This window comes from Phenylobacterium sp. FG114, from assembly GCF_057809855.1.
The window spans coordinates 341,610-368,237 of the sequence record NZ_JBMDKU010000001.1 but is presented as its reverse complement, the minus strand read 5'-3'; the positions used below and the strand labels follow the sequence as shown (position 1 = coordinate 368,237).

General features: G+C 68.7%; 26 protein-coding genes. 15 read left to right on the top strand and 11 right to left on the bottom strand.

Annotated elements, in window-relative coordinates; translation table 11 throughout:
- The first annotated feature begins 4 nt into the window (after positions 1 to 4).
- Together ACODSY_RS01905 and ACODSY_RS01900 are read left to right on the top strand one after the other, a co-directional pair.
- A complete protein-coding gene (locus tag ACODSY_RS01905) occupies positions 5 to 472 on the top strand; it encodes a COG3650 family protein (protein ID WP_488949932.1) in 468 nt (155 codons plus the stop codon).
- A gap of 5 nt (positions 473 to 477) precedes the next feature.
- A complete protein-coding gene (locus ACODSY_RS01900; RefSeq protein WP_488949931.1) occupies positions 478 to 915 on the top strand; it encodes an ion channel in 438 nt (145 codons plus the stop codon).
- On the opposite strand, the gene ACODSY_RS01895 is transcribed toward ACODSY_RS01900, so the two are convergent.
- Positions 912 to 1,040 carry a hypothetical protein gene (locus ACODSY_RS01895; protein WP_488949930.1) on the bottom strand — a complete coding sequence of 43 codons (129 nt, stop codon included), beginning with the start codon at positions 1,038 to 1,040 and terminating at the stop codon, positions 912 to 914. The genes ACODSY_RS01900 and ACODSY_RS01895 overlap by 4 nt on opposite strands.
- A gap of 133 nt (positions 1,041 to 1,173) precedes the next feature.
- On the opposite strand from ACODSY_RS01895, the gene ACODSY_RS01890 reads away from it, so the two are divergent.
- The 5 genes from ACODSY_RS01890 to ACODSY_RS01870 all read left to right on the top strand — a co-directional run bounded on the left by ACODSY_RS01890 (position 1,174) and on the right by ACODSY_RS01870 (position 7,019).
- The gene (locus tag ACODSY_RS01890) at positions 1,174 to 2,913 is read left to right on the top strand and encodes an N-acyl-D-amino-acid deacylase family protein (RefSeq protein ID WP_488949929.1); all 1,740 of its coding nucleotides are present in this window, start codon (positions 1,174 to 1,176) and stop codon (positions 2,911 to 2,913) included.
- Positions 2,910 to 3,665 carry an enoyl-CoA hydratase/isomerase family protein gene (locus ACODSY_RS01885; protein WP_488949928.1) on the top strand — a complete coding sequence of 252 codons (756 nt, stop codon included), beginning with the start codon at positions 2,910 to 2,912 and terminating at the stop codon, positions 3,663 to 3,665. Before ACODSY_RS01890 ends, ACODSY_RS01885 begins: the two co-directional genes overlap by 4 nt.
- Positions 3,666 to 3,752: 87 nt before the next feature.
- The gene (locus ACODSY_RS01880) at positions 3,753 to 4,217 is read left to right on the top strand and encodes a BLUF domain-containing protein (RefSeq protein WP_488949927.1); all 465 of its coding nucleotides are present in this window, start codon (positions 3,753 to 3,755) and stop codon (positions 4,215 to 4,217) included.
- 58 nt (positions 4,218 to 4,275) lie between these two features.
- Complete coding sequence (recQ, locus tag ACODSY_RS01875) at positions 4,276 to 6,123, top strand: DNA helicase RecQ (protein WP_488949926.1); 1,848 nt, start codon at positions 4,276 to 4,278, stop codon at positions 6,121 to 6,123.
- A 62-nt stretch (positions 6,124 to 6,185) separates the two neighbouring features.
- Positions 6,186 to 7,019 (top strand): TolB family protein, encoded by an 834-nt coding sequence (locus ACODSY_RS01870; RefSeq protein WP_488949925.1) that lies wholly within the window; start codon positions 6,186 to 6,188, stop codon positions 7,017 to 7,019.
- Between the two features lie 4 nt (positions 7,020 to 7,023).
- Here the strand turns inward: ACODSY_RS01870 and ACODSY_RS01865 are convergent, their stop codons facing one another.
- The 6 genes from ACODSY_RS01865 to ACODSY_RS01840 all read right to left on the bottom strand — a co-directional run bounded on the left by ACODSY_RS01865 (position 7,024) and on the right by ACODSY_RS01840 (position 13,784).
- Positions 7,024 to 9,258 carry a TonB-dependent receptor gene (locus tag ACODSY_RS01865; protein WP_488949924.1) on the bottom strand — a complete coding sequence of 745 codons (2,235 nt, stop codon included), beginning with the start codon at positions 9,256 to 9,258 and terminating at the stop codon, positions 7,024 to 7,026.
- Positions 9,259 to 9,404: 146 nt separating this feature from the next.
- The gene (locus ACODSY_RS01860; RefSeq protein ID WP_488949923.1) at positions 9,405 to 9,818 is read right to left on the bottom strand and encodes a cupin domain-containing protein; all 414 of its coding nucleotides are present in this window, start codon (positions 9,816 to 9,818) and stop codon (positions 9,405 to 9,407) included.
- 60 nt (positions 9,819 to 9,878) lie between these two features.
- Positions 9,879 to 10,532, bottom strand: a complete 654-nt coding sequence (locus ACODSY_RS01855; protein ID WP_488949922.1) for a response regulator transcription factor — start codon at positions 10,530 to 10,532, stop codon at positions 9,879 to 9,881.
- A gap of 22 nt (positions 10,533 to 10,554) precedes the next feature.
- Positions 10,555 to 10,923, bottom strand: a complete 369-nt coding sequence (locus ACODSY_RS01850; RefSeq protein ID WP_488949921.1) for a response regulator transcription factor — start codon at positions 10,921 to 10,923, stop codon at positions 10,555 to 10,557.
- Between the two features lie 69 nt (positions 10,924 to 10,992).
- Positions 10,993 to 12,939 (bottom strand): PAS domain-containing sensor histidine kinase, encoded by a 1,947-nt coding sequence (locus ACODSY_RS01845; RefSeq protein ID WP_488949920.1) that lies wholly within the window; start codon positions 12,937 to 12,939, stop codon positions 10,993 to 10,995.
- Between the two features lie 83 nt (positions 12,940 to 13,022).
- Positions 13,023 to 13,784 (bottom strand): alpha/beta fold hydrolase, encoded by a 762-nt coding sequence (locus tag ACODSY_RS01840; protein WP_488949919.1) that lies wholly within the window; start codon positions 13,782 to 13,784, stop codon positions 13,023 to 13,025.
- Between the two features lie 350 nt (positions 13,785 to 14,134).
- On the opposite strand from ACODSY_RS01840, the gene ACODSY_RS01835 reads away from it, so the two are divergent.
- Entirely contained in the window at positions 14,135 to 14,410 is a 276-nt protein-coding gene (locus ACODSY_RS01835; protein WP_488949918.1) for a hypothetical protein, read from the top strand.
- On the opposite strand, the gene gyrB is transcribed toward ACODSY_RS01835, so the two are convergent.
- The 3 genes from gyrB to ACODSY_RS01820 form a co-directional block, all read right to left on the bottom strand.
- Positions 14,407 to 16,833: a DNA topoisomerase (ATP-hydrolyzing) subunit B gene (gene gyrB, locus ACODSY_RS01830; RefSeq protein WP_488949917.1), complete on the bottom strand. Its 2,427-nt coding sequence runs from the start codon at positions 16,831 to 16,833 to the stop codon at positions 14,407 to 14,409. The genes ACODSY_RS01835 and gyrB overlap by 4 nt on opposite strands.
- Before the next feature lie 164 nt (positions 16,834 to 16,997).
- Positions 16,998 to 18,134, bottom strand: coding sequence for a DNA replication/repair protein RecF (recF, locus tag ACODSY_RS01825; protein ID WP_488949916.1), 1,137 nt, complete (start codon positions 18,132 to 18,134; stop codon positions 16,998 to 17,000).
- 41 nt (positions 18,135 to 18,175) lie between these two features.
- Positions 18,176 to 18,907, bottom strand: a complete 732-nt coding sequence (locus tag ACODSY_RS01820) for a hypothetical protein (protein ID WP_488949915.1) — start codon at positions 18,905 to 18,907, stop codon at positions 18,176 to 18,178.
- A gap of 86 nt (positions 18,908 to 18,993) precedes the next feature.
- Between ACODSY_RS01820 and ACODSY_RS01815 the strand changes: the two genes are divergently transcribed.
- Entirely contained in the window at positions 18,994 to 19,803 is an 810-nt protein-coding gene (locus ACODSY_RS01815) for an isocitrate lyase/PEP mutase family protein (RefSeq protein ID WP_488949914.1), read from the top strand.
- Positions 19,804 to 19,852: 49 nt separating this feature from the next.
- On the top strand, positions 19,853 to 22,735 hold the full coding sequence (gene polA / locus ACODSY_RS01810; RefSeq protein ID WP_488949913.1) for a DNA polymerase I: 2,883 nt from the start codon (positions 19,853 to 19,855) through the stop codon (positions 22,733 to 22,735).
- Positions 22,736 to 22,889: 154 nt separating this feature from the next.
- Here polA and ACODSY_RS01805 read toward each other — a convergent pair whose 3' ends face one another.
- Entirely contained in the window at positions 22,890 to 23,231 is a 342-nt protein-coding gene (locus tag ACODSY_RS01805; protein WP_488949912.1) for a helix-turn-helix domain-containing protein, read from the bottom strand.
- 111 nt (positions 23,232 to 23,342) lie between these two features.
- Here ACODSY_RS01805 and ACODSY_RS01800 point away from each other — a divergent pair, with 111 nt between their 5' ends.
- The 5 genes from ACODSY_RS01800 (at position 23,343) to ACODSY_RS01780 (ending at position 26,566) form a co-directional block, all read left to right on the top strand.
- Positions 23,343 to 24,002, top strand: a complete 660-nt coding sequence (locus tag ACODSY_RS01800) for a hypothetical protein (RefSeq protein ID WP_488949911.1) — start codon at positions 23,343 to 23,345, stop codon at positions 24,000 to 24,002.
- A gap of 76 nt (positions 24,003 to 24,078) precedes the next feature.
- Positions 24,079 to 24,873 carry a hypothetical protein gene (locus tag ACODSY_RS01795; RefSeq protein ID WP_488949910.1) on the top strand — a complete coding sequence of 265 codons (795 nt, stop codon included), beginning with the start codon at positions 24,079 to 24,081 and terminating at the stop codon, positions 24,871 to 24,873.
- Positions 24,863 to 25,543 carry a recombinase family protein gene (locus tag ACODSY_RS01790; RefSeq protein WP_488949909.1) on the top strand — a complete coding sequence of 227 codons (681 nt, stop codon included), beginning with the start codon at positions 24,863 to 24,865 and terminating at the stop codon, positions 25,541 to 25,543. Before ACODSY_RS01795 ends, ACODSY_RS01790 begins: the two co-directional genes overlap by 11 nt.
- 53 nt (positions 25,544 to 25,596) lie before the next feature.
- On the top strand, positions 25,597 to 26,193 hold the full coding sequence (locus ACODSY_RS01785) for an NUMOD4 motif-containing HNH endonuclease (RefSeq protein WP_488949908.1): 597 nt from the start codon (positions 25,597 to 25,599) through the stop codon (positions 26,191 to 26,193).
- A 64-nt stretch (positions 26,194 to 26,257) separates the two neighbouring features.
- The gene (locus ACODSY_RS01780; protein ID WP_488949907.1) at positions 26,258 to 26,566 is read left to right on the top strand and encodes a hypothetical protein; all 309 of its coding nucleotides are present in this window, start codon (positions 26,258 to 26,260) and stop codon (positions 26,564 to 26,566) included.
- Positions 26,567 to 26,628: the final 62 nt, after the last annotated feature.

The window sequence follows — 26,628 nt, the reverse complement described above, 5'->3', positions numbered from 1 at the left end:
GCGGATGAAGACGAGTCTCGTCAGCCTGGCCCTGCTGGGCCTCTGCGCCTGCCAACCGCAGGATCCCACGGGCGCCCCCGCGCCGCCGCCGGCCGACGCGCCTGTCGCCCCGGCAGCCGCGCCGTCGCCCGGCGGCTCCGCGGGAAGCTCGATCGACATCAGTCAGCCGATCCGCGCGATCGGGACCGAGCCGTTCTGGGCTCTCTCGATCGACGGGACCACTTTCAAGCTGGAGCGACCAGACATGCCGCCGCTCAGCGCGACGGCTCCGGGTGCGGCGATCCAGTCCGGTCAGACCGTATGGATCGCGAAGGCCGCCGATGGACGGCAGATGACGGTGACGCTGCGCGCCGGAGAGTGTTCGGACGGCATGAGCGACTTCAAGTACCCGATGAGCGCCGAGATCGCCCTGCTGAACGAGAGCCTGCACGGCTGCGCCGCCAAGGCCTCCGCAATGCCGCGCGAGAACTAGGCGCGATGCTGCTGGAACTCCTGGTGGCCACGGGGATGGTGGCGCTGACCGTCGTCATCCACGGCTGGGGCCTCGCCCTCCTGGCGCGCATCACTCGCGCTGAGCAGAACGTGCATAGCCTGGACTGGGTCTCGGCGCGTGGTGTCGGATTCACCGTGGCCCTGGTGCTGGGCCTGTTCGTTCTGCACGGCCTGGAAATCTGGCTCTACGCCGTGCTGTTCCACGCGCTGGGCGCTATCGAGGACTTCCGCACCGCGGTCTACTTCTCGACCACGACCTATTCGGCGATCGGTTACGGCGACAAGGCAATGGCGCCCGAGTGGCGGCTGCTGGGCGGCATCGAGGGCATCAACGGCGTCCTGCTGCTGGGCTGGACCACCGCCTTCTTCGTCACCCTGATGAGTGGCATGCGCCTGCGCCGGCGCGCGGCGCCCAAGGCTTAGTCGTCGAGCTCGATCGTCTGGATCTGCGCGACTTGCTGGGCCTCGGCGTGATGCGGGGCCGGAAGGGCGAAGCCGACGGCCACGGCGGCCAGGGCGGTGAGGGCGATGAACGCTTTGACGGACATGGGCTCCTTCTCCGGACTTCTTCCGGACAGGCCAGACGAATGCCCGCAAATCCAGCCGGTTCCCGCTTCCGCCCTTGACCGACCCGGCGTCACGGGCGGCAGGATACGGAAAACGCGGTACGGGAGACGCCCCATGGAAAAGGCCTTCGATCTGGTCCTGCGTGGCGGAACGGTCGTCGACGGCACGGGCGGACAGCCGTTCGAGGCTGACGTCGGCGTCAAGGATGGGCGGATCGCCGCCGTGGGCCGGATCGCCGGCGCGGGGGCCGAGGAGATCGACGCACGCGGCAAGCTGGTCACCCCCGGCTTCGTCGACATCCACACACATTACGACGGGCAGGCGACCTGGGACGGGCGCATGCAGCCTTCGTCGTGGCACGGGGTCACCACGGTGATCATGGGCAACTGCGGCGTGGGTTTCGCCCCCTGCAAACGCGAGGATCACGACCGCCTCATCCGCCTGATGGAAGGCGTCGAGGACATCCCCTTCCCGGTGCTGAGCACCGGCCTGCCATGGAACTGGGAGAGCTACCCCGACTATCTCGACAGCCTGGCGTCGCGGTCGTTCGACGTGGACATCGGCAGCCAGCTGCCCCACGCGGCGCTGCGTGTGTTCGTCATGGGCGAGCGCGGCGCCAATCGCGAGCCGGCGACCGAGGCGGACATTCACGCCATGGCGGCGATCGCCAAGCGGGCGATGGAGGCCGGCGCCATCGGCTTCGCCACCTCGCGGACGCTGAACCACCGCACCTCGGATGGCCAGCCGACGCCGACGCTGACGGCGGGCGAAGACGAGCTGACCGGCATCGCCATGGGCATGGCCGCCGCGGGCCGCGGCGTGCTGCAGGTGGTCTCCGACTTCCAGGACCCGGTCGAGGAGTGGGCCATGCTGCGCCGGCTGGTGGAGAGATCCGGCCGCCCGTTGTCGTTCTCGCTCCTGCAGAGTCCACGTGCGCCGCGCAGCTACCAGACCCTGCTGGCCGGCCTGCGCCAGGCCAACCTGGACGGCCTGCCGATGCGGGCGCAGGTGGCCAGCCGGCCGGTGGGCATCCTCTTCGGCCTGGAACTGACCCTGAACCCCTTCAGCCAGCACGCCGTCTACAAGGAGATCGCGACGCGGCCGCTGGCCGAGCGCGTGGCCGCCCTGCGCGACCCGTCGTTCCGCGCCCGTCTGCTCAGCGAGGAAATCGAGAGCCAGCGCAGCTTCGCCGGCAGCCAGCCGCGCAACTGGGGCGGCATGTACCTGATGGCGGCCGACCCGGACTATGAGCCCACCGCCGACCAGACGGTGGCGGCGATCGCCGAGCGCACCGGTCAGGACCCGGCGGTGGTGGCGCTGGACCAGATGCTGACGCAGGACGGGCACGGCATGCTCTACCTGCCGTTCCTGAACTACGCCGACGGCAATCTCGACCCGGCGTATGAGATGCTGACCCACCCCGACACCGTGCCCGGCCTCTCGGACGGCGGCGCCCATGTCGGCATGATCTGCGACGGCAGCTTCCCCACCACCAACCTCGTCCACTGGACGCGCGACCGCACGCGCGGCCCGAAGCTCAGCGTCGAGACGATGATCAAGGCCCAGTGCCGTGACACCGCCGAGACGGTGGGCCTGTTCGACCGCGGCCTGGTCCAGCCCGGCTATCGCGCGGACCTGAACGTCATCGATTACGGCCGGCTGAAGCTGCGGGCGCCCGAGGTGGCCCACGACCTGCCGGCGGGCGGGCGCCGCCTAATCCAGCGGGCTGAAGGCTATACCGCCACCATCCTGGCCGGCCAGGTCACCTACCGCGACGGCGAACCCACCGACGCCTTGCCTGGCCGCCTCCTGCGCGGCGCCCAGGCGACGCCCGTGAAGATGGCCGCCGAATGAGCGGACTGGTCCTGCGCCAGGACAAGGACAGCGCCGCCACGCTGACCCTGAACCGGCCCGACAAGCTGAACGCGCTGAACGTCGAGCTCTTCCGCGAACTGGATGCGCATGTCCGCCGGTTGGCGGCCGAGACCGAGACGGTCGGCCTGGTGATCCTGAGGGGAGCAGGCCGCTGTTTCTCGGCGGGCCACGATCTGGGCGACATCGCCGTGGGCGAGAAGCTGCCTGAACCGTTCTACCAGTCGAAGGTGATCGAGCGGCTGGCCGACCTGCCGCAGCCGGTGATCACGGCCGTGCACGGCCACTGCTACACCGGCGCGCTCGAGCTGGCCCTGGCGGGCGACATCGTCTTTGCGGCCGAGGGCGCGAAGTTCGCCGACACCCACGCGAAGTGGGCGCTGACGCCGGTGTGGGGGATGAGCCAGCGGCTGCCGCGTCGGGTGGGGACCTACAAGGCGCGCGAAATGATGTTCACGGCGCGCACGGTCGGCGGGCGCGAGGCCGAGCGGATCGGCCTGGCCAACCTCTGCGTGGCCGACGCGGAGTTCGACACCGAGCTGGACCGGCTGGCCGCCGACATCCTGGCCAATTCCTGGTTCAGCCACCGCGCGAACAAGCGGCTGGTGCGCGAGACCGACGGCCTGACGCTCGACGCCGGCCTCGCCCACGAGATCTTTCGCGGCGAAGGCCGGGGGCCGGACATGGAGGCCAGGATCGCAGGCTTCCAGAACAAGACCGTCAAGCAAGGGTAAGGGGCGGCGGCCGTCGGAAAGCCGACACTTCGGCTTAGCTTTCCTTCAATGAAATCCAGGCATTAAGGCGGGCATACGGAGTCCGTCATGTCCGCCATCTCCAGCAGCCGCACGCTGCACCGGCTCATCTACGCCAGCCGCGTCAATATCCCGGCCCACGATCTCGACCACGAAGTGGCGGGGATCATCCGTGCGTCCATCCGCAACAACCGCGAGTGCGCCGTCACGGGCCTGCTGCTCGTGCATCGGGGCTGGTTTGTGCAGTCGCTCGAGGGGCCGGCGAAATCGGTCATGGAGCGATACGGCCGCATCGTCGAAGACAAGCGACACGCCGAGGCGAAGGTGTTGAGCGCTGGACCGGCGGAGGATCGCGAGTTCGCAGACTGGAACATGTGCGCGCGCAGCATGAGCCCGGCGGACGACGCGATCCTGGACGCCCTGGCCCTGCGAGCGGCGTTCGAGCCGGCCAGCCTGTCGGGTCCGACCGCGCTGCGGCTGCTGAAGGCGGTGCGCAGCATCCAGGACCGAACCCAGATCAACGCGATGGCTTAGCGGGGGAAAACCCCAGCCGCGCATGGCGCCCGTGGGCGGCGCGCGTCATATAGGACCGATGAGTCCCGTCGACGTCGAAGCTCCGACCCGGCCGCTGGAAGTGGCGCGGGAGATCCTGCGGCGAACCTTCGGCCATAGCGATTTCCGGGGTCTCCAGGCCGACGTCATCTCCGAGGTGCTGGCCGGGCGAAATGCGCTGGCCGTGCTGCCCACCGGCGGCGGCAAGAGCCTCTGCTACCAGATCCCCAGCCTGGTGCGGCCGGGCCTGGGGCTGGTGGTCTCGCCGCTGATCGCCCTGATGACCGACCAGGTGGCCGCGCTGGTGCAGTCGGGCGTAGCCGCGGCAAGGCTCGATTCCAATATCGACATGGACGAGCGGGCCGAGACTTGGCGGCGGATCGAGTCGGGCGAGCTCCAACTGCTCTACGTCTCGCCGGAAGGGCTGATGCAGCCCTGGATGCTGGATCGGCTGGGCAAGACGCCGCTGTCGCTGATCGCCATCGACGAGGCGCACTGCGTGAGCCAGTGGGGCCACGACTTCCGGCCCGAATACCGGATGCTGGGCCGGCTGGCCGAGCTGTTCCCGCGCACGCCGCGCCTGGCGGTCACCGCCACCGCCGACGCCCGCACCCGTGACGACATCCGCGCGGAGCTGCGCCTGCAGGACTCCGCCGAGTTCGTCGCCAGCTTTGCGCGCCCCGAACTGATCCTCTCGGCCGAGCGCAAGCGGGGCAATGTCGAAAAGAAGGTCGTCGAGCTGGTCACCGCGCGGCCGGGCCGATCGGGCGTGGTCTATGCCGGCTCGCGCGACAAGACCGAGGGCCTGGCGCAAGCGCTGCGGGACGCGGGCGTGCCGGCGCTGGCCTACCACGCGGGCCTCGACAAGCGGATCCGCGCCGAACGGCTGGAGGAATTCCTGGAAGCCGAAGCGGCGGTGATGGTGGCGACCATCGCGTTCGGCATGGGCGTCGACAAGCCGGACGTGCGCTTCGTGATCCACGCGGATCCGCCGGCCGCGATCGAGGCCTATTGGCAGGAGGTGGGCCGCGCGGGCCGCGACGGCGATCCGGCCGAGGGCATCACCCTCTATGGCGCCGCCGACCTGTCGTGGGCGCTGCGCCGCATCGGTGAGCGCGACGTCGACGAAACGGTGAAGCAGGCCCAGGTGCGCAAGGTGCGCCAGCTCTACGCCATGCTGGACGGCGCCGGCTGCCGCGCGGCAGCCGTGCGCCGCTATTTCGGCGAAGAGGGCGTCGAGGCCTGCGGCCAGTGCGATCTCTGCCTGGGTACGGTCGAGACCCACGACGTCACCGAGGCGGCTCAGAAGGTCCTGTCGGCGGCGCACCGGCTGCAAGGCCGGTTCGGCCGAGGCCGTCTGGTCGACCACCTGCTGGGCAAGACCAAGGACGTCAGCGACTGGGAAGCAGGCCTATCCACCTGGGGGATCGGCCAGGAGCTGTCGGCCGTGCAGTGGCGGGACCTGACAGAGCAACTGCTGTTCGAGGGCCTGCTGCGCGAGGACCCGAACGACGGCCGGCCGCTCGTGGGCCTTGGCGACGCCGAGGCCGTGCGGGCGGTGTTCCGCGGCGAGCAGCGGGTCGCGATGCGCAAGGCGCCCGAGGGCTCCGAAGCGCGGGCCTCGCGCAAGGGTCGGAAGGGTCGCGACGCCATGGTGGTCGGGGCCGGCGACCAGGCCCTGTTCGAGGCGCTGCGGGCCTGGCGGGCCGCCGAGGCCAAGGCCCAGCACGTGCCGCCCTACGTGATCTTCCACGACCGCACCCTGGCCGAGATCGCCGCGGCCAAGCCCGGCTCTCGCGCTGCCCTGGCTCGCCTGAACGGCGTCGGCGAAGCCAAGCTCGCTCACTACGGCGAGGCGGTGTTGCAGGTGGTCGGCGGGTTCGTCTGAGCGTTCGGCCGTTGCCGTGGCACGGCTCGACGATCCCCGGCCGGTCGGGTTAGCTCCGGCGCATGAAGCTCGCTCTCTCTGCGCTCCTTGCCTTGGCGGCCAATTCCGCGGCGCCGGATCCGGTCGTCCTGCCCGGCGTGGTGTCCACGGCCGCCTCGGAGATTCGGCTGGCGATCAGCCCCGACGGGCGATGGATGCTCTGGGGGTCGGTGGGACGCGACGCCGATCGGGGGCAGCTCGACATCTGGCAGCGGCGCCGCGTGGGCGACGGCTGGTCGGAGCCGACTCCCGTGCCGTTCAACACGACCGGCGAGGATTTCGACCCGGCGTTCAGTCCTGATGGGCGGCAGGTCTATTTCCACTCGGACCGGCCCGGCGGATACGGCGCGACCGACCTGTATGTCGTCGACCTGGATCCCGCGACCGGGCGCTTTGGCGCCCCCCGCAACCTTGGGCCGACGATCAACAGCAAAGGCGCGGAATGGGCGCCGACGCCCATGAAGGACGGGCGGCTGATCTTCGCCTCGGACGGCTGGGGCGGCTTCGGCAAGCACGATCTGTTCGTGGCGGACCTGAAGGGCGGGAAGGCCGAGAACCTGGGCGCGGCGATCAATGGGTCGGACGAGGACTTCGACGCAGCGGTGGCCGCGGACGGCAAGGCGCTGGTGTTCAGTTCGGGAACGATGAGCGACGACGCGGAGAAGGTGGGGCTGTTCGTCAGCCGCCGGACCGCCAATGGCTGGTCGCCGCGGACGCCCGCGGGCGTCGGGTGCGCCGACTTCGTGAACGGACCGGGGTTCGATCCCTCGAACCCCGACCGCTTCTTCTATTCCGCCCGCTGTGAGGGCGGACAGGGCCGGATGGACATCCGCGAGACGCGGTCGCCCATCCGGTAGGGCCTTAGAACTTGGTCTTCGCCTCGATGCCGATGATGCGCGGATCGTTCACGAAGCCGGTCAGGTTGTTGAAGTCGATGCCGCCTTCCAGCGACTTGTCGTTGGTGATGTTGCGGCCGAAGGCGGCCACTTCCCAACGCTCGCCCGGTGCGCGGTAGCCCAGGCGCAGGCCGCCTTCCAGCAGCTTGTCGTCGCTGAACTCGGCCGACTGGTAGAGGAAGAAGTTGACCTTCGAGCGGTAGGCCCAGTCGGTGAAGACGAAGATCGAGCCCTCGCCCACCGGCCAGGAGTAGCCCGCCGTCACGTTGGCGATCCACTTCGGCGCGTTCGGCAGGCTGTTGCCGTCGATGCGCACCGTGCCGGCGATCGGGCCCGCCGGGTCCAGCACCGTGCAGCCGCCGCCGCAGGGCTGGGTGAACAGGTTCGGATCCTTGATCTCGGTGTGATTGTACGAGAGGCCCGCCGTCAGGACGAGGTTCTCCACCGGCTCGGCCTCGGCATTGAACTCGAAGCCGTAGCCCACGGCCTTGTCGGCGTTGAGCAGGCGGTTGAAGTTCGCCCCGCCGCCGACCGCGGTGATCTGCAGGTCTTTGGCGTCGTAGTAGAAGACCGCCGCGTCGAACCGGGCGCGGGCCTCGGGCAGCTTGCCCTTGATCCCCGCCTCGTAGGACATCACCGTTTCCTTGTCGGCGACCGACAGCGTGTCGCCGAACACCAGGCGGCCCTGGATCGACGGCGCACGATAGCCGCGGGCGACGCGGGCGTAGACGTTCAGGTTGTCGCTCACCGAATAGGTGGCGTTGACGTTGAAGCTCACCTCGCTGGTGTCGGGGTCGGCCCGCAGGATCGCCGTGGCCGGCGCGCCGAACGGCGACAGGGTGCGCTGAGCCAGGAAGTCCTTCTTGTCGTCGGAATAGCGGACGCCGCCGCCGATGTTCAGCTGTTCCGACACGTCATAGTCGACGTTGGCGAACAGGGCCCAGCTCTCGGACTTCTGGTTCTGGTAGGCGTAGCCCTGCAGGGCGCCGCCAGCCAGGGTGTTGTAGTCGAAGCTGTCGATCTTGATGCTTTCGTTGAAGTAGAAAGCGCCGATCGTGTAGCCGAGCGGGCCGTTGTCGCCGGCCAGGCGGAGTTCCTGGGTGAACTGGCGGTGGAACGGGATGCCGTCGGCGCTTTCCGACGGGAACGGGATCACGCCCGGACCCGACGGCGGAGCGAAGACCGCGCCAAAGCCGCCGTCGATGTCGCCACGCGAATAGGCGTCGACCCGCTCATAGGCGGTGATCGAGGTGAGCTGCGGCATGCCCTCGCCGAAGTCGTAGGTCAGCTTCAGGTTGGCGCCGGCCGACTCGATCTTCTGGGTCGCGCGGACCTGGGCGTCCTGGCTGATCTCGTCGCGCTTGAAGCCGGGGACGAAATTGTTCGTGCCCTTCTGGATGATGTTGGCGCGGAAGACGCGCGGCGTGCCGTCCAGGTGCTGGTAGTGCAGGTTCAGCAGGGCCGAGAGGTCTTCGGTGGGCGTCCAGAGCAGCTGGCCGCGGATGGCGAACTGGTCGTAGCCCTCGCTGTCGTTCTTCTTGGGGGTCAGCGTGTTGTCGACCCAGTTGTCGCGGTGCTGGTACAGGGCCGAAAGTCGGCCGGACAGCACGCCGGCCACGATCGGGCCGCCGACGGCGCCTTCCAGGTTGATGGTCGAGTGGGTCGCGTACGAGCCCTGGGCGTAGCCGCTGAAGGTGTCGCTCGGCTTGACGCTGTCGAACTTCAGAACGCCGGCCGGGGTGTTGCGGCCGAACAGGGTCCCCTGCGGCCCCTTCAGCACTTCCACCTGGGCGATGTCGAACAGCGGGAAGCCCTTCAGGACCGGGGTCTCCAGGACCACCTCGTCGTAGACGAAGGAGACCGGCTGGCTGGCGTTCAGGTCGAAGTCCGTGTTGCCGAGGCCGCGGATGTAGGGCCGCGGGAAGGTCCGGCCGAAGCTGGACTCCATGGTCAGGCTGGGGACGCGAGCCGAAAGCACGCGGATGTCGCCGCCCGAGGAGAGGATCGCGTCCAGCTTCTCGCCGCTGACCGCGGTCACCGCCAGCGGCACGTCGTTGATGTTCTCGGTCTTTTTCTGAGCGGTGACCAGCACCTCGCTCACTTCGGCTTCGTCGGCCGCGAAGGCCGGGGACGTCAACGCAAACACAGTGACGGAGGCGCTGGCGGCCAGCAGGGCGCGCAGCGACGCGGGCGTCTTCATGAGAGGACCTCTGTTCTTCAGGCGACTGGGAGCTCGCCTTCCAGGCGCCTAGCTACACCAGAGGGTGTGGTCGCCGCGCCGAACTTGAGAGGCGTGTCACAATTCTGTCGTGTCGCGTGTCACCCGCGCAACAGTGGTGTGCGATCTCACGGCTTGGGCGTCACGGGGTAGGAAATGATCAGCGAGAGCGGCTGCCCGCCGATCTGGCGGATCCCAACGACGGCGCCCTTGTAGAGATAAGCGGCCATGCCGGAGGTCAGCCTCGTGGTCACGCCGCCCGAGACCACGTCGCCCTCGCCGGACAGCACGTAATAGACCTCGTCGTGATCGATCGGGTGCGGCCCGATGGCGGCCCCCACGTGCAGCACGCGCTTGCGGAACTCCATCGTCCGGTTGGGCACGACATCGCTGATGCGATAGGCCGTGCTCATGCCGATCGCGCCGTGCGGCGGCGGCTCCTGCCGCATCACCTCTGTCTCCTTGACGATGACGGCGGCGGGCGCGGCCAGGGCGGGCCCGGCGGCAAGCGCGAGCAGAGCTGCGGTCAGGATCGTTCTCATGGGCTCCTCCGCGCGCCACTCTGTCCGTGACGGCGACTGCTCCCAACAAAGGAGCAGCGGTCAGCCGTGGTTGTAGCGGGACACCGCCTCGCGCACCCCCAGCTGCTCGGCCATGCGCACCAGGTCGGCCAGGGAGTCAGCCTTCATCTTCCGCATCAGGTTGCCACGGTGGATTTTCACGGTGATCTCGCTGACCTCCAGGCGCCCGGCGATCTGCTTGTTCATCAGGCCCGCCGTCACCAGGCCCAGCACGTCGCGCTCGCGGCGGGTGAGGGTCTCGAGCCGGGCCTTCAGCGTGGTCGCCTCCTGGCGACGCGCCCGGCCCTCGCGGTCGCGGGCCATGGCCTCGTCGATGGCGGTCAGCAGGGCGTCGTCGTCGAAGGGCTTGGCCAGGAAGGTCACCGCCCCGGCCCGCATGGCGCGCACCGTCATGGGAATGTCGCCGTGGCCGCTGATCAAGATGACCGGGATTTGCGTGCCGCTCTCCAGCAGCTCCTGCTGGAAATCGAGCCCGTTCACGTCGCCAAGACGGACGTCCAGCACAAGGCAGGCGGCGGCGTCGGCGGCCTCGCAGGCCACGAACTCCTGGGGCGATGCGAAGGCCTGCACATCGTAGCCCGACGCGCGCAGCAAGCTATGGAGCGAATCCCGCACGTCGGCGTCGTCGTCGACGATGCAGACCAGGCCGCCCTCGGGCGTGTCGTTCGCGTCCATCTTCCGTCCCCCTCGCGCTCTGTCAGGCCGCCAGCAGCGCCTCCACTTCCTCGAGCAGCATCTCCGGATCCGCTGGCTTCTCCACGAACAGGGCGACGCCCAGGTCCGCCGCCCGCTCGCGCGCCTCGGCCGTGGGATAGGCGGTCATCAGGATCACGGGGGCACGGCAGCCGCGCCGGCGCAACTCCTTGTGCAGATCCAGGCCGTCCATGCCGGGCATGTGCAGGTCGGTGATCAGGCAGGCCATGGCGTCGACGTCGGTCGACGCCAGCAGCGCCTCGGCGGCCTCGAAACCCTTGGTCACGACGCCGGCCGACCGGAAGAACGAGCCGATGCTCTCCCGGACGTCCTCGTCGTCATCGACAATGCAGATCAGCGATCCCGCGCGCAAAGGCCTACTCCTGCCGCGGTCTCCGCAGCCCGTCCTTTAGACCGCCGCTGGGGTCGGACGCCTATCATATCAAGATATGAGCTCCGGCGTTTTGGCTGGCGCCGGCGGGGACGTCGGCAGGGTGAAGGACACCGTCGCGCCGGGGCCGTCATTGTTGCGCGCGCTGATCCGCCCACGCTGGGACTCGATGATCGAGCGGCAGATCGACAGGCCCATCCCCATACCCTCGGCCTTGGTCGTGAAGAACGGCGTGAAGATCCGCTCGGCGTCGCCATCGGCGAAGCCCGTGCCGCTGTCCTGCACCGACAGCCGCACCGTGCCGTCCGGCAGGGCCTCGGCGAGGATGCCCAGCTCACGCTTGCGGCCCTCGACCTCGCGCATGGCCTGCACCCCGTTCATCACCAGGTTCACCAGGACCTGCTGCACCTGGACCCGGTCGGCCCACACGGGCGGCGGCGTCTTGCGCCAGGCCTTGCGGATGGTGACGTCAGCCGCGCGGGCGTCGCGCTGCAGCAGGGCGATGGCGTCGTCGACCAGATCGGGCAAGCTCAGCTGTTCGGCCTGCGGCGCGGTCTTGCGGGCCAGGGCGCGCACCCGGCCGATCACGTCGGCGGCCCGCGTGCCGTTGCCGACGATCCGATCCAGGCAGCCGGCCACCTCGGCCAGGTCGGGTTCCGGCCGCGACAACCACCGCTTGCCCGACTTGCCGAAGGTGATGATGGCCGTGAGCGGCTGGTTCACCTCGTGGGCGATGGACGCGGCGAGCTGGCCCAGGGTGGAGACCCGGGCGGCGTGGGCCAGCTCGGCCGAGGTCTGCTCCAGCCGGGCGCGGGTCTCGTTCCGCTCGGTGAGGTCGACCGCCATGACCAGCACCTGGGACCCGTCCTCGCCCTCGGGCAGCACGGTCACCCGGAGCACCACATCGACCACCCGGCCGTCCAGGGCCCGCAGACAGGTCTCGGCCTCGGCGGCGCGGGCGCCCGACGCCAGGACGGCCAGGATGTGGGCGAGACCCGGCAGGCCGGCAGGCACGTAGCGGTCGCGCAGCGCCGAGCCGTCCAGGGCCGCGGGCGTCGGCGCGCCGAACAGCTCGGCCGCGGCGGGATTGGCCATGCGGATCGCCGCCGCGTCGATGGCCGCCCGCGCCGCTTCGGGGTGCGCGGACAGCCAGGCGTCGAGGGGCTCGCCCGACGGGACGGCCTCGCGGACCAGCCGCATGGTCTGCGACCAGTCGCCCTCCCAGGCCGCGAAGCCGGCGGCGTCGAACATGGCCCGGTACCTCTGCTCCGAGGCTTGCCGTTGGGCGTCGGCGCGGCGCGTCTCGGTGAGGTCGGCGCTGGATTCGATCACGCCGATGGGCCGCCCTTCCGGATCGCGCCGCAGCAGCCAGCGGCTCGCCAGCACCAAGCGCGTGCCGTCGCGGCGGGTGCGCACCACCTCGCCAGACCACTGGCCTTCGGCCTCCAGCGCGGCCGCCACGCCATCGGCGGGATAGTCGCATTGCAGCAACGCGGAACAGGTCCGCCCCACCGCCTCGGCGCGGGTCCAGCCGTAGAGCTCTTCGGCGCCGTCGTTCCAGTAGAGGATGGTGTCGTTCTTGGAGCGGATGATCACCGTGTCGTGGCTCAACTCGAGGAGGCGGGCTTGTTCGCCCAGGGTGGTGCGGGTCGAGCGGTCGCGCAGAGACAGCAGCGTGGTGATCACGATGGCCACCAGGCTGACGGCCACTCGCGTGTAGGCGCCGCCTGAGGGGCTGTTGAGATGACCGCCCAGGAACGCGACTACCGCCAGCAGCACCGAACCGAGACCTGCCGCCACCACGAACCGCCGGCCCAACGGCGCCAGCAGGAGGATGACGGCGATGTAGAGGACGGCGACGGCGCCATCGAGCGGGGTGAAGAGGTCCACCGTGAAGATGCCGGCTGCGAGCGCGAGCGCCAGGGCCACCAGCCAACGGCGGCGCGGGGCGGCCGCGGCCCCGCCCCGCTGTTGGACCTTCGCGGTGTCGTCCGCCATCGCTCCGTCCCCTGGTCCGACGCCCGCGGTCTGCCGCGCCGGTTCGCCATCTTCATGCGAAACGCCGCCGGCGCAAACGTCGCCTAACCGCCTCGCGCCGCATCGAGGATCAGCCGCGCCACGGCGTCGGGCTGGGAGAGCAGCGACAGGTGGCTGGCGCGGAGTTCGACCGTCTTCGCGCCCATGCGCCTCGCCATGAAGCGCTGGAGGTCCGGGTTGATGGTGCGATCCTCGGTCGAGACGGCATACCAGCTCGGTTTCGAACGCCACGCGGCCTGGGTCGTACGGCCCGACAGCAGCGCCCGCTCGAAGGGCTGCTGCACCGCGTAAAGCGCCCGCGCCCGTGCAGCCGGCAGGTCGCCGCCGAAGTCGCGAAGGAAGGCCGCTTCGCCCAGCCGCCCCTCGTCACCGTCGTAGACGATCCCGGCGCTGGCCGGCGGCGTCGGGAACCGGCCCGCGAGACCGGCATAGTCCTCGCCCGCGTCTGGCGCGCGAGCGGCCACATAGACCAGCGCCGAGACGTTCGGATGGACGCCCGCCTCGCTGACGATCATGCCGCCGAAGGAATGCCCTGCGAGCACGGTGGGGCCGTCTTGACGGGACAGGACCCGCATCGCCGCCGCGGTGGCGTCGGCTAGGCTGGTCAGCGGATTCTGGACGGATGTGACGTTCAGCCCTCTCGCCTGGAGTCGGGGGATCACCTCGGACCAGGATGAGCCGTCGGCGAACAGGCCGTGTACGAGCACCACGTTGCGGGCCGCCGCGGCCGCCTGGGCAGGCTTGGCGGTCATGGCCGCTGCCGGGCCGCCCGATAGGGCCAACACCACCTCGCGCCTGCTGATCATGACCATCGACCTCCAAGGAAGTGGCGGCGGTCTAGCCCAGGGCGGGACGGACGCCATCCTATCCCTAGGTCTGATGCGCGATGCAGGCCGCGATCCGGGCGCCACATGCTTAAGTTTAATTTCCGGCGGCGATGCGGGCGCCTATCTCTCTGGATGCGAGGCCGCTTCGCCCCCAAGGCGGCCGCAGCCTGAGAGCGCCCGCCCCTCCCCACAGTGGCGCTCTTCCGGATCGGGCCGCCCTCCGCGTCCCCCCCGCCGACAGGCGGCCCGATCCCCCGGCAACCTGTTGGGTTCCCGAGGGTTGTCGAGAGGGCCACGCTGACGTGGCCGCGACATTGGAGGAGCCGACCTTGTCCGGGATCAGCGACCCAAGGCTTCCAGCGGCAGCGTCCGAGGCCGGCAGCCCCGCGTCTTCGCCCGCGGCCGACCGCGACGGCCTTGTCGCGGGCGCGGGGCAGGAACTCCTAGACGACGGACAGGAAGAGGTCTTCTCGTACAGCGCCGTCGAAGCCGGCGACGTCGCCGATCCCAAGGCCTTGGGCCCCGAGGATCTGCAGCGCGCGCCCAAGTCGCCCGGCTCGCTCCGCGCGCAGCCGGAGTCCGGGCCGAAAGCCGGACCCGGCTAGACGTCCACCTCGGCGTCCAGGGCGTTTTCCTGGATGAACTCGCGGCGCGGTTCGACGAGGTCGCCCATCAGGCGGGTGAACATGTCGTCGGCGTCGTCGGCGTGGTTGACCTTCACCTGCAGCAGGGTGCGGGCTTCCACGTCCAGCGTGGTCTCCCACAGCTGCTCGGCGTTCATCTCGCCCAGGCCCTTGTAGCGCTGGATGGAGAGGCCGCGACGGCCGTTGTCCATCACCGCGTTCACCAGGTCGAGCGGGCCGCGCACCTTGGCCGTGCGGTCCTTGCGGGTGAAGGTGGCGACGCCCGAGAAGGTGGCCGAGAGTTCCTTCGAGCGCTCGGCCAGGCGGCGCGCGTCGGCCGCGTGCAGCAGGAGATCGTCCAGCACCACCCGTTCGGACACGCCCCGCTTGACGCGGCTGAAGGCGTAGCCGCCGCCGGCGGCCTGCTCGCCCGACCAGGGGCCGTCGCCTTCCTCGGCGTAGAGGTTGAGGCGTGCAGCGGCCGCGGCCGGGTCGCCGTTCTCGCCCAGCAGGCCGGCGAGCGCGGCCTGTTCGATGGCGAACGACGGCGCGCGGGCCGAGAGACGCTCGATGTTGGCCTTGGCGCCGCGGGCGGTCTGCACCAGCGCCAGCAGGTCGGCGCCGGTCAGGCGTTCGCCGCTGGGCAGGTCGAGCGTCGCGCCGTCGGTCCCCTCGTCGATGAGATAGACCTCGAGCTCGCTGTCGTCCTTCAGGTACCGGACCGACTTGCCCTTCGACGCCTTATAGAGCGGCGGCTGGGCGATATAGAGGTATCCCCGGTCGATCACCTCGGGCATCTGCCGATAGAAGAAGGTGAGCAGCAGGGTCCGGATGTGGGCGCCGTCGACGTCGGCGTCCGTCATGATGACGATCTTGTGGTAGCGCAGCTTCTCGATGTTGAAGTCGTCGCGGCCGATGCCGGCGCCCAGCGCCGTGATCAGGGTGCCGACCTGCTCCGACGACAGCATCTTGTCGAACCGCGCGCGCTCGACGTTCAGGATCTTGCCGCGCAGGGGCAGGATGGCCTGGTTGTCGCGGTTGCGAGCCTGCTTCGCCGAGCCGCCGGCCGAGTCGCCCTCGACCAGGAAAATCTCGGACTTCGCCGGATCCTTCTCGGAACAGTCGGCCAGCTTGCCGGGCAGCGAGGTGATGTCGAGCGCCGACTTGCGCCGGGTCAGTTCGCGGGCCTTGCGCGCGGCTTCGCGGGCGGCGGCGGCCTCGGCGATCTTCTGGACGATCATCCGGCCTTCGTTGGGATGTTCCTCGAACCAGGTCGAAAGGCCTTCCGAGACCAGGTTCTCCACCGCCGGGCGCACTTCCGAGCTGACCAGCTTGTCCTTGGTCTGCGACGAGAACTTGGGGTCCGGCACCTTGACCGACAACACGCAGGTCAGGCCTTCGCGCGCGTCCTCGCCCGAGACCGACACCTTCTCGCGCTTCGTCGTGCCCGAGGTCTCGGCGTAGCTGGTGATGATCCGGGTCAGCGCCGAGCGGAAGGCCGCGAGGTGGGTGCCGCCGTCGCGCTGCGGGATGTTGTTCGTGAAGCAGAGGACGTTCTCGTGGTAGCCGTCGTTCCACCAGAGCGAGAGGTCCAGCTCGACGTTCTCCTTCTTGCCGCGCACCACGATGGGCGTCTTCATCAGCGGCGTCTTGGCCTTGTCCAGGTGGCGCACGAAGGCCTCGATGCCGCCTTCGTAGTGCATGACCTCCTCGAACGGCTCGGCCTCCCGGAAGTCCTTCAGCCAGATGGTCACGCCCGAGTTCAGGAAGGCGAGTTCGCGCAGGCGGTGCTCGAGCGTCTTCCGGTCGAATTCGATGAAGGCGAAGGTCTCGCTGGACGGGAAGAAGGTGACTTCGGTGCCCGACAGCGGCTCGCCGTTGGGGCGCATCGGCGCGACGCCGGTCTCCTTCAGCGGCGCCACGGAATCCCCGTGGCGGAACTCCATCTCGTAGCTCTTGCCGCCGCGATAGATCTTCAGCTTCAGGAACTCGGAAAGTGCGTTCACCACCGAGACGCCCACGCCGTGCAGGCCGCCGGAGACCTTGTACGAGTTCTGGTCGAACTTACCGCCGGCGTGCAGCTGGGTCATGATCACCTCGGCCGCCGAGATGCCCTCGCCCTCGTGGATGTCGACCGGAATGCCCCGACCATCGTCGGTGACGGTCACCGAGCCATCGGCGTTGAGGATCACCTCGACGCGCGACGCCCAGCCGGCCAGGGTCTCGTCGATGGCGTTGTCCACCACCTCATAGACCATGTGGTGCAGGCCCGAGCCGTCGTCCGTGTCGCCGATGTACATCCCCGGACGCTTGCGCACCGCGTCCAGGCCCTTGAGAACCTTAATCGATTCCGCGCCGTACTCGGCCTGACCGTTGCCCTCGGGGGCGTCGTTTTCTTCGCTCATCTTGCGTCCAGCTGAGGCGCTCGCTCGAGGTTCGGACCCCGTGGATCCGGAGCGCCTGGTGGAAGGCTGCTCGCGCTTGGCGCGGAGCCTAAAATTCAATGCCTTCTATATAGGGTTCCCGGCTGATTCTGCACGTGTTTCGGCGCCGCAGCGAGCCGTGCGCCTCAGGCCGCCGGCGTCAGGCCCGCGGCGTCCACCCGGAAGCCCTGAGCGCGGCCCGCCAAGCCGTCGAACAACATCTCGTCGGTGCCGGTCAGGAAGGCCTGGAGGCCGAGGGCCTCGATCTCGTCGAACAGGGCGGCGCGGCGACGGGCGTCGAGGTGGGCGGCCACCTCGTCGAGCAGAAGGATGGGCGCGGGCTGGCCCTCGGCGCGGGCCAGGCGCGCGGCCTGGGCCAGGACCAGGTTTAGGATCAGCGCTTTCTGTTCTCCCGTGGAGCACTCGGCGGCGGCGCGGTCCTTTTCGTCGTGGATCACCGACAGGTCGCCGCGGTGCGGGCCGGTGAGCGCGCGGCCGGCGGCGGCGTCACGGTCGCGGGCCCCGGCCAACGCGCGGGCCAAGCGGCTCTCGATCTCGGCGAACTCGACGCCCTCGCCGGCCATCCGCTCCCAGTCGCCGGTGAGCGACAGCCGCGCCAGCGGGAACGGCCGTTCGCCGCGCGTGGCGATCTCGGCCGACAGCGCCGCCAGGGTGCGGGCGCGCGCCTCGGCCATCAGGGTCCCTGCCTCGGCGAGGCGGGCCTCCAGGGCGTCGAGCCAGGCGGGATCGGGCGGGCCGTCGGTGAGCAGGCGCAGGCGCTCCCGCAGCGCCTTCTCGTAGGCCTGGACGTGGGCGGCATGCTGCGGCTCGGCGGCAAAGACCAGGCGGTCGAAGAAGCGGCGGCGGTCGGCGGCGCCCTCCAGGAACAGCCGATCCTGGGCGGGGGTCAGCCAGACCTGGCGGATGTGTTCGGCCAGGCGGCCGGGCGGGACGGGCTCGCCCTCGACGCGGACGACGCGGCGCGAGGCCCCGGCCTGTTCAACGCCCGTGCCCAGGCGGGTCTCCTCGCCGTCGGCGCGGATCGTCACCGCCACGGCCCAGGCCCGGCCCACGGCCTCGCCCGGCATCCGGCGGCCCACCTCGGCGAGGCTCGACCCGCGCAGGCCGCGCCCGGGGATCAGGAAGCTGACGGCCTCCAGCAGGTTGGTCTTGCCCGCCCCATTCGGACCGGCCAGCCACACCGGCCGCCCGTCGAGCTTCAGCTCGGCGGCGGCGTAGGACCGGAAGTCGGTCAGGGCGAGGCGCGTGAGGGCGGTGGTCACGACGCGCTCATACAGGGTTTCGCGCCGCCACAGCCACGGGATCAGGCGCCGAGACCGCGCCCCAGGACCAGGCAGAAGGCGAAAAAGACCGCGCCGACCGCCAGGATGACGCGCCAGTCCCGTGGCACGCTCGAACCGACCACCGCGGGGCCGCGTGTCGCCCGCCACCCCGCCCAGAGGTAGCCCAGCGGCGCGAGGCCCAGGGTCAACAGGCCCTCCCGCGCGCCGGCCAGGCCACCGCCGCGCCAGAGCGCCCCGGCGATCCCGGCCGAGATCGCGCCCGTCGCATAGGGAATGACCAGTCGCCGCAGCGACGCGCCGTCGGCGTGAGCCAGGCGCCGCACCGTGCGGAGCGTCCAGAGGTAGCCGGCGACGCCCACCGCGCCGAGGGCCAGGCTCGCGGCCGTGCTCCGCGCCGCGAACGCCCAGTCGTCCATGTGCATCAGGCCGTCGCGAGCCAGTTGGCCGAACAGCCAGAAGAGCGCGAAGGCGGCGAGGATCAGGGCGAACTGCCGCGCCGTTGGACCGGCCGCCCGGCGATGCAGCATCAGCGCCGCCAGTCCGCAGGCGAGGCCCGCGAGCGGGCCGGCGACGTCCACGAGGTCGCGCCCCGGCGCGCATCGGAAGAAGATCGAGGTCAGGCGCACGACCTGGCCGCCGGTCGCCAGGCAGGCTCCGCCGTGGCCGAGCGCCTCGTGCGCAACCGCGGCGATGGTCGCGGCCAGCACGCCCAGCGCGGCCAGGGTCAGGGCGTCGTCGCGCCCCGCCCTCATCCGATCGTGTCCGGATACCGCCAGCACGGTGTCAGCAGAGCCCCCATATCCATCCGCGACCTTAAGACGCCAACCCCGGGGACGCCATGAGCCAGACCGCCAAAGCCGAACTATTCCGCAAGCTGCACGAGGACCCCGAGGTGCTGGTGCTGCCCAACGCCTGGGACGCCGCCAGCGCCGCCATCATGGCCGACGCGGGCGCCAAGGCCGTCGCCACCTCCTCGGCCGCGGTGGCCTGGGCCTATGGCTATGCCGACGGCGACGTCCTGCCGATCGACCTGGTGATCGCCACCATCGCCGCGACGGTGAAGGCCGCCGGCGACACGCCGGTGACGGCGGACATCGAAGGGGGCTTCACCGACGACCTGGACGAGCTGTCGCGGAACATCTCCCGCGTGATCGAGGCCGGCGCGGTCGGGATCAATATCGAGGACGGCGGACGCGATCCCAAGCTGCACGCCCGCAAGGTCGCCGCGGTTCGCGCCCAGGCGGCGAAGCAGGGCGTACCCCTGTTCATCAACGCCCGCACCGACGTCTATCTCCGCGGGCTAGCCGAGGGGGAAGCCGCCTACGAGGAATCGGTGAAGCGCGCGGCGCTCTACGCCGAGGCCGGCGCCGACGGCATCTTCGTGCCTGGCCCCGCCGACCCGGGGTTGATCGAACGCCTCGCCAAGGCGATCCCGCGGCCGCTGAACGTCATGGGCTGGGTGGGCGTGCCCAAGGCTGTCGAGCTGCAGGCCCTGGGCGTGCGCCGGCTGTCGTCGGCCACCAACCCATTCCGCGTCGCCTACGCCGCCATGGGCCGGGCGGTGGAAGCCTATCTGCGCGACGGCGACCCGGACGCGCTCGCCAGGGCCGGAGACGGCGCGGCCAACCTGCAGAAGCGCTTCGCATGATGCATCGAGGCCGGGTGACCTTCGGGCCGCCCGGCCCTATCTTGGGCCCATGACCGACACGCTCGACGCCGCGCCGCAGACTATCGGCGAGATCCCCCGCGAACCCACCCAGGACGGCCCAGCGATCCGGCTCTACCTGGTCGACGGCTCGGGCTTCATCTTCCGCGCCTTCCACGCCTTGCCGCCGCTCACCCGCAAGACCGACGGCCTGCCCGTGGGCGCGGTCTCGGGCTTCTGCAACATGATCTGGAAGCTGCTGGTCGACATGAAGACGTCGACCGAGGCCCCGACCCACCTGGCGGTGATCTTCGATCACTCCGAGCAGACGTTCCGCAACAAGCTGTACGACAAGTACAAGGCCCACCGGCCGCCGCCGCCCGAGGATCTGGTCCCGCAGTTCCCGCTGGTGCGCGAGGCGACGCGGGCGTTCGGCGTGCCGTGCCTGGAACTTCCTGGCTACGAGGCCGACGACCTGATCGCCGCCTATGCCTGCAAGGTGCGCGACCTGGGCGGCGAGGTCGTGATCGTTTCGTCCGACAAGGACCTGATGCAGCTCGTGGACGAGCGCGTGTCGATGCTCGACACCATGAAGAACGTCAAGATCGGGATTGAGCAAGTCGCCGAGAAGTTCGGCGTTACGCCAGACAAGGTCGTCGATGTGCAGGCCCTCTGCGGCGATTCGGTCGACAACGTGCCCGGCGCGCCCGGCATCGGCATCAAGACCGCTTCGGCCCTGATCAATGAGTACGGCGACCTGGACACGCTCCTGGCGCGGGCCGGCGAGATCAAGCAGGAGAAGCGCCGCCAGACGCTGATCGAATACGCTGACCAGATCCGCCTCTCGCGCCTTTTGGTCCAACTCGACTGCGACACCCCGCTGCCCGAGCCCATCGACGCCCTGGCGGTGGACGATCCCAATCCGGCCGAGCTGCAGGCGTTCCTCGAGAAGATGGAATTCCGCACGCTCGCCAAGCGGATCGGCGACGGCAAGACCCCTGCGGCCGGCGGCGGGATCACCGTGGCCGCTACGCCCCCGCCGGAAACGAAGGCGCGCATCGCTCCCCAGCACGGCGCCATCGACGTCAACGCCTACCAGTGCGTCCGCGACCTGGCCACGCTGGACGCCTGGATCGCCAAGGCCTACGCCGCCGGCCTGGTGGCCTTCGACACCGAGACCGACGCCCTGGGCGCGACCAGCGCCAACCTGTGCGGCGTCAGCCTGGCCACCGCGCCTGGCGAGGCCTGCTACATCCCCGTCGGTCACGCCAACGAAGGCGAGGGCGGCCTCGAGCTGGAGGCGCCCGCGGACCTGACGCAGATCCCGCTGGAAGACGCCATGGCGCGGCTGAAGCCGCTGCTCGAGGATCCTTCGATCCTCAAGGTGGCGCAGAACGGCAAGTACGACCTAGCGGTCCTGGCGCGCTACGGGATCCAGGTCGCGCCCATCGACGACACCATGCTGATGTCGTTCACGCTGGAGGGCGGCCTGCACAAGAGCCACGGCATGGACGAGCTTTCCATGCGCCTGCTCGAGCACCAGCCGATCAGCTTCAAGACTGTCGCCGGGGCCGGCAAGGCGCAGAAGAGCTTCAAGCACGTCGAGCTGGGCTCGGCGACCTGCTACGCCGCCGAGGACGCCGACGTCACCCTGCGGATCTGGGAGCACCTGAAACCGCGCTTGGCGCACGAGAAGCTGGCCACCGTCTATGAGACCGTCGAGCGGCCCATGCCCGCGGTGCTCGTGGAGATGGAGTTGGCCGGGATCAAGGTGGATCCCGCTCGCCTGCGGCAGCTGTCCAACGACTTCTCGGTACGCATGGCCGAGCTGGAGGCCGAGGCGCATCGCGTCGCGGGCCGCCCGTTCAACCTGGGCAGCCCCAAGCAGATCGGCGATATCCTGTTCAACGAAATGGGCATCGCGTCCGGCAAGACGACGGCGAAGGGGGCGGCGTCCACCGACGCATCTCTGCTCGAGGACCTCGCGGCTCAGGGTCATGAGCTGCCTCGCATCCTGCTGGACTGGCGGCAGCTGTCGAAACTGAAAGGTACGTACACCGACAACCTGGTGGCCGCGATCAACCCGGCCACCAACCGCGTGCACACGTCCTACAGCCTGGCGGCGGCCACGACGGGGCGCCTGGCCTCATCCGATCCCAACCTGCAGAACATCCCGATCCGCACCGAAGAAGGGCGCAAGATCCGCCGCTGCTTCATCGCCGAGCCGGGACACGTCCTGATCAGCGCCGACTATTCCCAGATCGAGCTGCGCCTGTTGGCCCACATCGGCGATATCCCACAGCTCAAGAAGGCGTTCGCCGACGGCCTGGACATCCACGCCATGACGGCCTCCGAGATGTTCGGCGTGCCCGTGGAGGGGATGCCGGCCGAGACGCGCCGCCGCGCCAAGGCGATCAACTTCGGCATCGTCTACGGTATCTCGGCCTTCGGCCTCGCCAACCAGCTCTCAATCCCGCGGGAGGAAGCCGGGGCCTACATCAAGACCTACTTCGAGCGCTTCCCTGGCATCCGGACCTACATGGACCGCATGCAGCAGCAGGTGCGGAGCCAGGGCTTCGTCACAACCATCTTCGGCCGCAAGGTCCACATCCCCGCCGCCCACGGGAAGTCGCAGGCCGAGCGGGCCTTCGGCGACCGCGCCGCCATCAACGCCCCGATCCAGGGCGCCGCGGCCGACGTGATGCGGCGCGCGATGATCCGCATGCCCCAGGCACTGCGCGACGCGGGCCTAACCGCGAAAATGCTGCTGCAGGTGCACGATGAACTGGTCTTCGAGGCGCCCGAGGCCGAGGCCGAGGCCGTCATCGCCGTGGCGAAGCGGATCATGGAGCGCGCGGCCGAGCCGGCGCTGCAGATCTCGGTGCCGCTGGTGGTCGAGGCCCGCGCCGCGACGAACTGGGACGACGCGCATTAGGGACGGGAAAGGTTCCTGGTGGAGCCGAGGGGAGGCTTTCCCGCTACTGAATGATGGCTGATTTTATTCGGCTTTTCCGCCTCAGATGCGGCGCGGTGTGCCATCTTTGTGTGCCAAAACTTTCTGCCGGTTTGGGTGACTTCCGACTGGCTTCCTACCCACTGCCATCCCTGCCGCGAGCAAGGGCCGCGATCTGATCGACTGCAATTCGCAGATCGTCGTCGCTTAAAGCGCGCGCTTGGAGCGCGAGCCGAGACAGCATTCTCGCACGCTCGTCCGACAAGCCGTCGTCCACCTCGAAGAAGTCACGGATCGGCACGTCCAGCGCGCCCGCAAGTTTCTCCAGGGTCTCGAAACTCGGCAGAGCGCGGCCCCGCTCCAAGGCGGACACCGCATCCACGGATCGGTCGATCCCCTCCGCAAGTTGCTCCTGCGTGAGCCCGCGAAATTTCCTGATCTCTCGGAGGCGGGCTCCGACCCGTAGCTTGAGCGACATGCCCGAAGGTCCATCGGCAGCCCCCCGAGCGACACCGCGCTTAACTCGTCTTTCAGCGCGAAACTCGTAATATACTACGAGTTCTGATCATGAAGCCGTGGAGATATGCAGGTGGAATTGGTGCTTGGGTTCGCGTGGTTCTTTGGGAGCCTCTATTCGCTGGTCAGCGTGTTCCGTCCGCTACCTCCGTTCAGAGGGCGGAAGCAGGCTGGTCTGGGCCTAGTCGCGGTGCAGGTGGCAGCCGTCGTAGCCGCCGTCGCCATGCCCACGGCCAAGCCGCCCGCCGCCACATCCCAAGCCCCCGCGATGGCCGCAGCAGCCACCGCAGAAGCGAGTTCGGACGAGCCAGCAGGCGACCCGTCGTATCTGGTGCGCATCAAGCCGGGCGAACACCGCACTGTGGCCCAGCCCGCGAAAGCGGGCGATGTCGCCGCGCTGAAGGTCAAGACCCGTGTGGGGCTGAAGACGCTGGATGCTGCGGAAGCGGTGCTGACAAACGCCGTCCGGAACAGCCGGATCGACTTGGTGCGCGAGGCAGAGAACGCTGCACGCAAGGTGAGCTTCACCATGGTGACAGACCGCGAGCCGCTCCTTGGGACGGCCGACCTGGAGAAGGTCGCGCCCTGTGAGAGGGCGGCCAGTGCGCTAGCAGCATTCGCGCGCAGCATCGCCACCGACGGCCAGGGCGTCACTGCCGTGCAGGAGCGCTTGCGCTTGCAAGATCGGTATGGAGCGGCGCGGAAGGAATGCGAGGCGTGGGTCGGACGCTAAGTCGTTGTAATTACTTCATTTCTATTGACAAAGGATCGGCGAACTGAGATGATCTAAGTATAGTCTGGAGATCATCATGACCCGATACCGAGAGCTTGATGAGATCGGCCGCATCCAGCTTTCACGCTCTTTCTATATGCGGGACTTCCTCTTCTCAGAGATCGGCGCAGCCTACGCGATCCCCAACCTTCCGGACGACCTGGACCTTGCGGTCTTCACGGGCCGCGAGCTTTGCGAGCGCATACTGGAGCCGCTGAGCGAGACCTTCGGCCGTATCCACATCCGGAGCGGCTACCGCTCGTCACGCCTGAATGCGTTCGGCAACTGTCGCGGCCTGAATTGCTCCAGCAACCATCGGACCTTCGCCGATCATATCTGGGACTGCCGCGACGCCGATGGGCACGCTGGAGCATGCGCCACCGTGGTCGTGCCTTGGTTTCTGGAGCACCACCGCGCCGACGAATGGGAGCGGCTGGCGTGGTTCCTCCATGACCATCTGGACTACCACCGTATCGTGTTCTTCGGCCGTCAGGCGGCGGCGAACATCGGCTGGCGAGAAAACCCCGCTCGCGAGATCATGTCGCATGCCGCACCCCGAGGCCGCCTAACTGGACCGGGGATGCTGAACGGGTGGGGCGACCATTCGGATCAGTATCCCCGCTTTCCGGAGTTCCGCGCGCCGACCCTCGCGGCGTTGCAACCCGTTGCACGGCGGGACACCGGCAGCCGGGATAGTTACACCCGATTGCACGGGCCTAGAGAGACAGCATCCAGCGACATTTCCTGCGCAGCGAGCATCACCTGCGGTCTAGCTGAGCGCGCCCTGCCGTCCCGACAAACACAAGCAAACGAGGGTTTGCATGACAAATGATCGGTCACATGGCGGGGGCCGACGGTTCGTCGCCTACTTCCGGGTCTCAACCGAGCGCCAAGGACAATCCGGCCTGGGTATCGAGGCCCAGCGCGACGCGGTGGCGACCTTCGTCTCCCGTGAGGGTGGGCAGGTGGTCGCGGATTTCGTGGAAGTCGAGAGCGGCAAGCGACGCGACCGGCCAGAATTGGAGGCGGCGCTGGCGACTTGCCGCAAGATGAAGGCGACGCTGCTTATTGCGAAGCTGGATCGGCTGGCTCGCAGTGTTCACTTCATCTCCGGTTTGATGGAGGCGAGCGTCGAGTTCGTCGCCGTGGACAACCCCCATGCCAACCGGCTGATGTTGCATTTACTCGCCGCCTTCGCGGAACACGAGCGAGAGATGATCTCATCACGGACCAAGGCGGCTCTGGCCGCAGCCCGCGCCCGAGGCGTCACGCTCGGCGACAATGGGCGGGTCCTCGCGGCGAGATACCGCGATGAAGCAGACGAGCGTGCTAGGTGCTTAGAGCCTATCATCGATGAATTGCGGTTAGCCGGAGTGCTAACGCTTCAAGGTCTGGCTTCTAGCCTAAATGCGCGCGGCCTTATTGGCCACAAAGGTGGTGCGTGGCGCCCAACGAGTGTTCGCAGGTTGCTATTGAGAATAGACCGAATATGTATTGACTAGTATGCATCGATGTATTTTACAAATACCGATAGTCAAATCTGGATACAAAAAAAATGCAACGGCATAGATTTCATGAAATCTGGAGAATTGCGCAGAATAGACGCGGACAAGAGTTTAGCGACTATGAGGTATCGAATGCTGGGCGCGTGAGGCGCCGAACGGCATCATACCGCGACCCGGCCCAAACGCTGTTGCGCCCGTTCCCACAGACCACTGGCTATCTCACGGTCAACATCGGCGAGCCCGGCCGCCGAAACACGATCTCAGTGCATGAGCTTGTGTGCGCGACCTTCCATGGTCCCGCGCCCGATCTCGCAATGGTGGTGTGCCACGGGGACGGGACGAAGCAGAACAACGCCTCCGACAATCTTCGATGGGGAACGCCTCGCGAGAACGCGGCGGACGCCATTGCACACGGGCAAGTTCCGCGTGGAGCCCGACACGGGAAGGGCCAAGCCAAACTCAGCCCGACAAGTGTTTCCCGGATAAAGGGCCTTGCCCTCGATGGGGCCAGGACTTCCGACCTAGCTCGGATTTTCGGCGTCAGTCAGAACGCGATCTCCCACATCAAACATGGGCGCACTTGGCGCGAAGTCTCAGCGATGCGCGTGCGTGAGCGGCAGTGGCCCGTATCGCAATTAGATCGGTGAGCTTTACAGGTGCGGTTGCCCGAGCGGTGCGCGCTCGACGCGGAAGGCGGAACCCGCGCCCATCGTGATCAAGAACACCGACGCCCTCGTGGAAATCCTCGAAGGCACGGACGCCCTGACGGCGGCCGAGGAACTGATCGCGCAGGCCGAGGAAACCTACTTCAACCTGGGCGGTGTGCTAGCGCACATCTACCACGAAGGTCTCTACAAGTCGGCGGGCTTCGACGGCCCGAACGGCTTCGGCGACTACACCAAGGCGCGGCTCAACACCGACTACCGCAAGGCGGCTTTGCAACCCGTTGCAAACCGCCGCTCCCGATCTTGGGCGGACGGTGGAGCATCACACCCGCGTCAGCGCCTCTTGAGGACTTGAAGGTCGGAGAACCACCGGCCACAACTTCGACGCGTTCGCCTCTGGCGGCGGTGAGGGGGATC